This window comes from Methylibium sp. (assembly GCF_031393925.1).
Lineage (GTDB): Bacteria > Pseudomonadota > Gammaproteobacteria > Burkholderiales > Burkholderiaceae_C > Methylibium.
On sequence record NZ_JANMWL010000103.1, the window covers coordinates 1 to 9,206 of the forward strand.

8 protein-coding genes, 1 tRNA gene and 1 riboswitch are annotated in these 9,206 nt (G+C 68.8%); all 9 genes read right to left on the reverse strand.

Features of this window, described 5'->3' with window-relative positions; translation table 11 throughout:
- Positions 1–608 precede the first annotated feature (608 nt).
- The 9 genes from RMO12_RS06050 to RMO12_RS06090 all read right to left on the reverse strand — a co-directional run bounded on the left by RMO12_RS06050 (position 609) and on the right by RMO12_RS06090 (position 9,147).
- Positions 609–684: transfer RNA gene (locus tag RMO12_RS06050), tRNA-Asn, on the reverse strand.
- A 37-nt stretch (positions 685–721) separates the two neighbouring features.
- Positions 722–2,848, reverse strand: a complete 2,127-nt coding sequence (locus RMO12_RS06055) for a TonB-dependent siderophore receptor (protein ID WP_309638599.1) — start codon at positions 2,846–2,848, stop codon at positions 722–724.
- 55 nt (positions 2,849–2,903) lie between these two features.
- A riboswitch (TPP riboswitch) is annotated at positions 2,904–3,009 on the reverse strand.
- A 116-nt stretch (positions 3,010–3,125) separates the two neighbouring features.
- A complete protein-coding gene (locus tag RMO12_RS06060) occupies positions 3,126–4,226 on the reverse strand; it encodes an NAD(P)/FAD-dependent oxidoreductase (protein WP_309638600.1) in 1,101 nt (366 codons plus the stop codon).
- 13 nt (positions 4,227–4,239) lie between these two features.
- Entirely contained in the window at positions 4,240–4,563 is a 324-nt protein-coding gene (fdxA, locus tag RMO12_RS06065; protein ID WP_309638601.1) for a ferredoxin FdxA, read from the reverse strand.
- 59 nt (positions 4,564–4,622) lie between these two features.
- Positions 4,623–5,420: a uroporphyrinogen-III C-methyltransferase gene (gene cobA, locus RMO12_RS06070; protein ID WP_309638602.1), complete on the reverse strand. Its 798-nt coding sequence runs from the start codon at positions 5,418–5,420 to the stop codon at positions 4,623–4,625.
- Between the two features lie 79 nt (positions 5,421–5,499).
- Complete coding sequence (locus tag RMO12_RS06075; protein WP_309638603.1) at positions 5,500–6,894, reverse strand: GTP-binding protein; 1,395 nt, start codon at positions 6,892–6,894, stop codon at positions 5,500–5,502.
- On the reverse strand, positions 6,894–7,853 hold the full coding sequence (cysD, locus tag RMO12_RS06080; protein WP_309638604.1) for a sulfate adenylyltransferase subunit CysD: 960 nt from the start codon (positions 7,851–7,853) through the stop codon (positions 6,894–6,896). Before cysD ends, RMO12_RS06075 begins: the two co-directional genes overlap by 1 nt.
- Positions 7,850–8,599: a phosphoadenylyl-sulfate reductase gene (locus RMO12_RS06085; RefSeq protein WP_309638605.1), complete on the reverse strand. Its 750-nt coding sequence runs from the start codon at positions 8,597–8,599 to the stop codon at positions 7,850–7,852. The genes cysD and RMO12_RS06085 overlap by 4 nt, the downstream gene beginning before the upstream one ends.
- The gene (locus tag RMO12_RS06090) at positions 8,596–9,147 is read right to left on the reverse strand and encodes a DUF934 domain-containing protein (protein WP_309638606.1); all 552 of its coding nucleotides are present in this window, start codon (positions 9,145–9,147) and stop codon (positions 8,596–8,598) included. Before RMO12_RS06090 ends, RMO12_RS06085 begins: the two co-directional genes overlap by 4 nt.
- Positions 9,148–9,206: the final 59 nt, after the last annotated feature.

The window sequence follows — 9,206 nt, forward strand, 5'->3', positions numbered from 1 at the left end:
TCGGCAGCGTGATGGTGAACTGCTGAGAGGAGCGCATGGTGACGTGGGAGGCGACGAGTGAGTTGCAAGCCTACAGCACCACCGACCGGGTCTGCATACCTCGACCGAGCGAGTCAACGGTTCCGCGATGCTGCTTTACCCCACCGGCCGACGGCGCACGGGGTGCGTGTTCAGCGGCTAAACACTCCAGGCTCGGTGCTCATCTTTCGGGGGACGCCGACAGTCCGTAGGCACGGTCGTTGACCTGCGAGAAATCGACCCAAATGCCGCGTCTCGGATGCATCGATCCTCGACGAATATGAATGCGTAGGTGAGTGCGCGGAGACAGACGGGCCGAAGCGGCAAAGGCAATGAACTGAACATCGGCTTAGAGAGCGTTGGGGGCCTGGGCCTCGCTTCGTCCAACTCAAGTGAACGCACGGCGAGGCGCACCGCGCGCGCTCCGGGGCCAGTTCTATGTGGCGCCTCGCGGGACGACCTGGGACGCGTTCAACGTTGCCATCAGGACACATGCCCCTGATCCGTCGAAATTTCGGACACGGGTCGGACACGGCGATCCACAAAGACAAACAGGTTAGCGACTCGCGTCGCTAACCTGTTGATTTTTATGGCTCCCCGACCTGGGCTCGAACCAGGGACCTACGGATTAACAGTCCGGCGCTCTACCAACTGAGCTATCGAGGAATTAAGCCGGCGATTATAGCCAGGGCGCGGGGGGCGCTCAGAGGTCGGCGGTGAGAGAAACGCGCCAGGTGCGGGGTGCCAGCGGGTACAGGTAGGCGTGGCCGAACTGGTAGGGCGCCTCTCTCCATGCGCGGCGGTCGGTGGCGTTGTCGAGCCCGGCGCGCCAGGTGAGGGTCGAAGCGCCGGCGCGCTGCTCGAAACGCGCCCCGAGGTCCAGGCGTGCCCAGCCCGGGATGCGCAGCGCGGCGTTGTCCGGCAGCACCGTGCGGTTGCTTTCGGCGGTGAGCGCGGCAAAGGCCGACAGGCTGCTGGTGAACTGATGGCCCGCATTCACGCGCAGGGTGCGTGCCGGCACGTTGGGCGGGCGCTGGCCCTCGAGGCTTGCACTGGCGCTGTCTTCTCGGCGCGCCTTGAGCCACATCGCGCTGGCACCGAGCGACCAGGCGCCCCAGCGGGCTTGGCCGTTGGCTTCGAGCCCGCGGTGGTGCGCAACGCCGTCGATGCGGCGCAAACAGTTGGTCCTGGTCGCATCGCAGTCGTCGCTCGAGGCCGGGCGTTCGATGTCGAACACGGCAAGGCCGACGCCGAGCGTGTCGCTTTCATGCTTGAAACCCAGCTCGGTCTGGCGGCTTTTCAAAGTGAAAGCCTCGCCGGCGTTGCGGTAGATCGGCAGGTTGGGCGTGACTTCCGACTCGATGCCCTGGCCCCAGCTTGCATAGAGCAGGCCGCCCGGGGTGGGCGCGTAGCTGGCCGCGACCCACGGCGTCGTGAAGCTGCTTGCGTAATCGACTGCATCGCTGCCCGATGTGCTGATGCGCTCGCGCTGCAGGCGGGTGTGGCGCAGGCCGAGCCACAAACCGGTGCGCTCCGTCAGGCGCAGCGCGTCGCGCAGGTAGAACTCGGTGCTGCGCTCGCTGCGGTGGGTGTTGTCGGACGTGGCATCCGGCGCGGGCGGTGTGACGGCGGTGCCGGCGACGTTGCCGGTGCCGGCAAAGTTGAACGCCTGGGGCTGAAAGCGCGCCTTGAAGCGGCTTTGCTGCACGCCCGTGGTGAGCGCGTGTTCGATGCCGCCGGTCGCGAGTCGCCCCTGGACCGAGAAGTCGGCCACGTCCGTGCGGCGTCGCTCGTTGTCGCTGCGAAAGTCGTAGAGGTCGAAGCTGCCGTCGGGGCAGTAGCGGTCGGCGTAGTAGACGTTGCTGGCGGCGTCGAAGCAGCCGAACGGAAAGGCCACGCGGTCGTCGCTCTCGAGGTGCTGCGTGGCGATGTGCAGGCGCGCGCGCCAGTCATTGCCCAGGCGCTGCGTCCAGCGCAGGCTGGCGGTCTGCGCGTCCAGCACCACCGGCAGCGACCAGGCCTGGTTGTTGAGGTTGATGCGCGGGTCGACGCCGCGCGCGTCGGGCACGCGATCGCCGAGCAGGCTGAAGCCGGGCTGGCTCGGTTGTGAGCGGCGGCTGGTCTCGAACTCGGCCTCGAGCAGGCTGCCTTCGCTCAGGCGCCAGTCGCCAGCCAGTGCGAGCAGGTGGCGCTCGCCCTTGGCGTTGCGCAGTTCCGGGTCGATGTGTGCGGCGGCCGCGTTGAGCCGGATGCCGAAGGCCCCCTCGGCGCCAAAGCGCGCGGCGAGGTCGACCGCGCCGAGCACGCTGCCGCGCCCGCGCAGCTCCAGGCTGGCACTGCGCACCTCGCCCTCGGGGCGCTTGACCACGAGGTTGACCAGTCCGCCCGGCGCGCTGGTGCCGGCCTGCATGCCGCTGGTGCCCTTGAGCAGTTCGACGCGCGCCTTGTTGTCCAGCGGTAGCGAGGTTTCGGCATTGATCGGCAGGCCGTCGCGCCGGTAGTTGTAGCGGTTGTCGATGACGAAGCCGCGCACCGTGAGCTGGTCCCAGTAGCCTTCGGCGTTGTAGGCGTCACTGACGCTGGCATCCAGGCGCGTGAGTTCGCGAAGCAGGGTGGCTCCCGCGTCTTTCAGCGTGGCCTCGCCGAACACGCGCGCCTGCAGCGGGCTGCGCGCCAGGGGCGTGTCGCCGAAGCCGGCAATTTCAGCCGTGGCGGTGTCGGTGCGGCCTTGCACCGTGACGGGTTCGAGCACGGTGGTCGATTGCGCGGCGGCAAGCGATGCCGCAGCCAGCGGCGAGAGACAGAACAGGCGAGTCAGCGTGGTGGCCATCGTGTTTTCCGGTGTCGATGGCAGGTCGGCGCCGCGCAGCGCCCACGAAGCCGGGGCCACTGCAAGACTGCTTCCCTGCGCGAGGATTACCTCAATCAGGTTCAAAGGGACTTTCTCAGTCGGGCCTTCGGGTCGAAGGTCCAACACCCCTAGCGAATGCCGCACGCCGTGGCGCGCGACGGGTGGATTATGGCCATGAAGCAGGCCCGCCGGAGCCGGCCCATGCCCCCAGTAAAAAGGCCCGCCGAAGCGGGCCTTGCGCGGGGTGCTCTGACGCTCAGTCGAACACCGGCGTCTCCACGCCCAGCACCTTGTGCAGCTTCGGGCTCGTGGTCGTGTACTGCAGGTGAATGCGCTTGTTCGGAAAGATATAGGGCGCAGCACCGAAGGCGGCGAGTGCGGCCTCGTGGAAGCCCGACAAGATGAGCTTCTTCTTGCCCGGGTAGGTGTTGATGTCGCCCACGGCAAAGATGCCCGGCACCGTGGTCTCGAACTTTTCGGTGTCGACCGTGACCTGCTTGCGCTCGATGCCCAGGCCCCACTCCGCGATCGGGCCTAGCTTGGGCGAGAGGCCGAAGAACACCAGCAGCATGTCCAGCGGCACCAGGCGCGTGACGCCGTCGCTGCCGGTGACCTTCAGGCCGGTGAGGCGCTCATCGCTCACTTCGCAGCCGCTGACCTGGCCGACGATGAACTGCATCTCGTAGGCTTCGCACAGTTCGCGCATCTTGGCCACCGACGCGGGCGCGGCCTTGAAGCCGTCGCGGCGGTGGATCAGGATGACGCTCTGTGCCTTGTGCTGGCCTTCGGCGACGAAGTTCAGCGTCCAGTCGAGGGCCGAATCGCCGCCGCCGATGATGACGAGGTGCTTGCCCGCAAACTGCCCTGGGTTGCGCACGCGGTAATGCACCTGCGTGTCGTTGAAGGCATCGAGCCCTTCGACCTTGAGCAGCCGCGGCTGGAACGAGCCCACGCCACCGGCGATGAAGATGGTCTTGGTGAGAAAGCGCGTGCCCCTGCTGGTCTCGAGGTCGAAGCGGCCGTCCTCGCGCTTGGCCACGAGCGTGACCTCCTGGCCCAGATGAAAGGTCGCGTTGAAGGGCTCGATTTGCTTGAGGAGGCTGTCGGTCAGCTCCTTGCCGGTGCACATGGGCACGGCCGGTATGTCGTAGATCGGCTTGTCGGGGTAGAGCTCGATGCACTGGCCGCCCGGGTAGCCGAGCGAGTCGATGATGTGCGCCTTGACCTCGAGCAGGCCGAGCTCGAACACCTGGAACAGCCCCACCGGGCCAGCGCCCACGATGACGGCGTCGGTCTCGATCGGGCCGTCGTGGCTGGCGGCGGTGTGGGCGATGGCGGGGTTGGGTTTGGGGTCCATGAGAGCGGGCGGTTCAGCGGATCAGTTCGCCGAGCTTGTCGGGCGTGTCTTTCCAGTCGTCGGCGTCGGCCGGGGCGGGCTTGCGCTTGGTGATGCTCGGCCACTTCTTGGACAGCTCGAGGTTGATGGCGATGAATTTCTGCTGCTCCTGCGAGACGTCTTCCTCGGGCAGGATGGCATTGACCGGGCACTCGGGAATGCAGACCGCGCAGTCGATGCATTCGTCGGGGTCGATCACCAGGAAGTTGGGGCCTTCGCGGAAGCAGTCGACCGGGCAGACATCGACGCAATCGGTGTACTTGCAGCGGATGCACGATTCGGTGACGACGTGGGTCATGACGAGGTGTGGTGAGGTGAGAGTGAGGGGCGGCCCCGGCCGCGCGGGAGCCTGCGATTTTAAGGGCTCGGTACCGGCTCGGGCGCCGCTGCGGCGGTGGCCTTGCTGGCGCCTCGTCGCGGTGCCCGGGGCAGGGCGGCGGCACCCACGCCCACGATCACCACCGTGGGCCGCCCGGCATGCAGCACGCTCGCTTGCGCCAGCGTTGCCACGCGGTGGTCGCTGGCGAGTTGGTCGGGCCAGCCGGCGCGCGACACCACGCTCGCTGGCGTGTCGTCGGGCCAGCCGGCCTCTCGCAGGCGCCGCGCGAGGGCGGCGAGCTGGCGCCCGGCCATGTAGAAAACTTCGGTGTCGGCGCCGCGGCTGGCATGCAGCGCGCCGCTGCGTGTCATGGCGGTGGTGAGGCTGACGCTGCGGCCGCTGCCGCGACGTGTGAGCGGCCTTTGAGTTGCGGCCGCCGCGGCGAGGGCGGCGGTGACGCCGGGCACGACCTCGGCTTGCAGGCCGGCTTCGGCGAGCGCCTGCAATTCTTCTTCGAGCCGACCGAACACGCTCGGATCGCCACCCTTCAAGCGCACCACGCGCAGGCCTTGCTGAGCCAACTTCACCAGCAAGGCGTTGATGCGCGCCTGGCCGGAGGCATCGCACGCCGGAGCGCCGTGGCGTCCCGGCTGCGCCGAAAACCCGCGCTTGCCCACGTCGACCCAGCGGGCGGCTGGCGCGTGTCTGCGCAGCGCCGGGTCGGTGAGGGCATCGAAGAGCACCACGTCGGCCTCGCCGAGCCGCCGCGCGCCGCGCACGGTCATGAGGTCGGCCGCGCCCGGGCCGGCACCGATGACGACGACGGGGTGGGTCATGCGTGCCTCCACAAGCTTGCCAGGCGCCCGCCTGCCGCAGGGTGAGCGGCCGGTCTGGAAGCGGCTTGGCGAGCGGACATCATGCGACCAGCAGCGCACCGCTGGTGCGGTTGGTGGCAGGGTCGACCACGATCATCGCGCCGCCGACACGGTTGTCGGCATAGGCCTCGACGGGCAACGCTGCTTGCGTCTCGATCTGCACCTGCCCGATCTCGTTGACGGCGAGTTCATGCGCTTCGGTCGCGGCCAGCGTGTGGATGTCGCGCCGGCTGTCGATGGCGGTGATGCGTGCCTGCACCCAGCGGTGACCGTGCCGTAGCCAGTACTTGCGGCCGATCTGCGCCGGCTCGGTGTCGAGCCAGGCGAGCGTGGCGTTAAAGCGCTGCGTCGTTGGCAGCGGGGCCAGCGGCACGCCGCCTTGCGAGGCGGCGCTGGCGATCCAGTCGCCGCGCGAGATGTCGAGCTGGCGGTCGAGCACCAGCCCGGCCGACTGCCCCGCCTCGCAGACGCCCACCACCGCACCGGCGCGGCGCACTTCGGCCACGCTCGCCCTCTGGCCGCTCGGAAACACCTGCACCACGTCGCCCGCCCGAACGCGGCCATGCGCGATGCGGCCCCACACCGTGCGCGGCTGGTGGCCGGTGCCTTGCTCGCCCTGCTTGGCGACGTACTGGACGGGGATCAACAGCGCGCCGTCATGGCGCTCGTCGGTGGCCGGCAGCGCGTGCAGCAGCTCCAGCAAGGTCGGGCCGCGGTGCCAGTGCCAGAGCGGTGAGCGCAGCGTGACGTTGTCGCCGCGCAGCGCCGATACCGGCACGATCCCCGCGACGGCAATGCCGGCCTGCGTGGCGAAGGTTTCGAGCGCCTCGCGCACCGCACTGAACGCGGCTTGGGCGTGCGCATCGACGGCGTCGAGCTTGTTGATGGCGAACACGATACTCGGCACGCGCAGCAACTGCGCCAGCAGCGAATGGCGGCGCGTCTGCGCCAGCAGCTTGACCGGCCGCGTGCGCCAGTCGAGCTTGGTGATGTCGACCAGCACCACCGCCGCGTCGCTGCCCGCCGCAGCGGTGACCATGTTGCGGGTGTACTGCTCGTGGCCCGGCGCGTCGGCGATGATGAACTTGCGCTGGCGGGTGGCGAAGTAGCGGTAGGCCACGTCGATGGTGATGCCCTGTTCGCGCTCGGCCTCCAGGCCGTCGGTGAGCAAGGACAGGTCAATGGCGCTGCCGGCGGCGCGCTTCTCCAGCGCCTCCAACTGGTCGGCCAGGATCGCCCGGCTGTCGTAGAGCAGGCGGCCGATGAGCGTGCTCTTGCCGTCGTCCACCGAGCCGGCGGTGAGGAAGCGCAACGCACGGTGGCGCAGCTCGTCGGTGGGCAGCGGCGCGGCGCCATGCTGGCTCCCAACCCGGCCTTCCCCCAGCGGAGCAAGGAGCAAGGCGGTCGGCGGCGTTTGCGCGAGGGCGGTGCTCATCAGAAATACCCTTCTTTCTTGCGCCGCTCCATTGACGCGTCGGAGGTGCGGTCGTCCATGCGCGTGGCGCCACGCTCGCTGATGGTCACGGTGAGGGTCTCGGCGACGACCTCGGCGGCGTTGGCGGCCGGGCTTTCCACCGGGCAGGTGCAGGTCATGTCGCCGACGGTGCGAAAGCGAACACGCGCGGTCTCCACCGCCTCGCCTTGCTCGGCCGGCGTCACGTCGGTCAGCGGCACCAGCAGACCCTTGCGGCGGATCACTTGGCGCTCGTGCGCGAAGTACAGGCCCGGCAGCGGAATGTTTTCGCGTGCGATGTAGAGCCACACGTCGAGCTCGGTCCAGTTGCTGATCGGGAAGGCGCGGAAATGCTCGCCTGGTTTGATGCGCGTGTTGAACAGCGACCACAGCTCGGGGCGCTGCTCCTTGGGCTGCCATTGGCCGAAGCCGTCGCGGTGGCTGAAGATGCGCTCCTTGGCGCGCGCCTTCTCCTCGTCGCGCCGCGCGCCGCCGATGAGCACGTCGTAGCGGTGTTGCTCGATGGCTTCGAGCAGCGCCACGGTCTGGTGTCCGTTGCGCGATTCGAGCGGGTGCGAAAGGCGGATCGTGCCGCGCTGGATGGAGTCGTCGAGGTGGGCGACGACGAGGCGCTCGCCCATCTCGGCCACGCGCCGGTCGCGGAACTCGATCACCTCGGGAAAGTTGTGGCCGGTGTCCACATGCAGCAGCGGGAAGGGCAGGCGGCCCTCGAAATCGTTGCCGTGCCGGCGCATCTTGAAGGCCTTCTCGGCCAGCCGCAGCACCACGCAGGAGTCCTTGCCGCCTGAAAACAGCAGGGCGGGGCGCTCGAAGGCACCCGCCACTTCGCGCAGGATGAAGATGGCTTCTTCCTCGAGCGCGTCGAGATGGCGGTGGTCGACTTGCGGCAGCACGTGGGCCATGACAAGGGGCGCGTTCATCGCGGGGCTCCGATCGAGACGTCAGCTTGTTCTTCGGGGTGGACGTGCAGGCCGCATTCCTTGGCGCCCTCGTCCTCCCACCACCACCGCCCGGCGCGGAACGGCTCGCCCATTGCGATGGCGCGTGTACACGGCGCGCAACCGATGCTCGGCATGAACTGGTCGTGCAGGGGGTTGTAGGGCACGTCGTGCATGGCGATGTAGTGCCACACGTCGGCCCAGGACCAGTCGGCCAGGGCGTTGAACTTGACTCGACCCGCATCGTCCAGGCCGCGCAACGGCACCTCGCCGCGCGCGTCGCTTTGCTCGCGACGCAGGCCGGTAACCCAGGCCGTGCGGTTTGCCAGCATGCGCGCGAGCGGCTCGAGCTTGCGCAGGCCGCAGCACGCCTTGCGCAGCGCAAGGCTGCGAAACATGGCGTCCTCGCCGTGGGTGAGCACGAAGTGCAGGGTGCTTTCTTGTTCGGGCCGATAGGCCTCGACCATCAAGCCGTAGCGTGACTCGATGTGGTCGATGAGCGCCACCGTCTGGGGGTGCAGCTTGCCGGTCTCGAGCGTGCCGATGGCGATCGGCAGCGCATGGCGGGCGATCAGGTCGGTGATGACCATGTCCTCGGCACCCAGGCTGGTGGCCTGCACGATGCGCCCGGCATGCTCGGTGGCGGCTTCGCGCAGCAAGGCGAGGGTGTGGGCAACGCGGGCATCGAAGCCGTCGGTGGCGCGTGCGTAGAGCGCAATGGCGCTCATATCGCCGCCCCCGCATTCACGAACTCCGTCGCCGGCTCGCCGCGAGCCAAGGCATCGGCGGCGCCGGGCGGCAGGGCGAACAGCGGGCGGCTGTCGTGCACGTCGCCCTGGTAGTGGGCGCGAAAGAAACCGAGCGCGCGCTCGGCGGCGTCGATGGACTGGTCGGGCCGCAACGCCACCGCGTCGAAGCCGGTGCGGGCGAGCAGCGGCATCATGTCCACCAGCACCTCGCCGGTGGCGCGCACCTCGCCCGTGTAGCGATAGCGCGCGCGCAGCAGGTGCGCCTGGCTGTAGGCGCGCCCGTCGGTCCATTTCGGGAACTCCAGGGCCACCAGCGCCAGGCGCGGCAGGTCGGTCGCCAGGTCTTCAATGGCGGCGTCATTGGGCACCAGCACGCCGACCGGCATCGCCTCGGGCCACTGGCTGCGAACGCCGTGCCACTGCTGCAGGCTCAAGAGCCGCCGGGGCGCGGGCGTGATGGTGACCATCGGGCCGTCCTCGCCGCCCACCGTGTGCCAGGCATCGCGAAAGCGGTCGACGAACTTCATTGCGTGGTCTCCTTGGCGGTAGAGCGACGCACCGCGTTGGCAGCCTGCTTGAAGGGCTC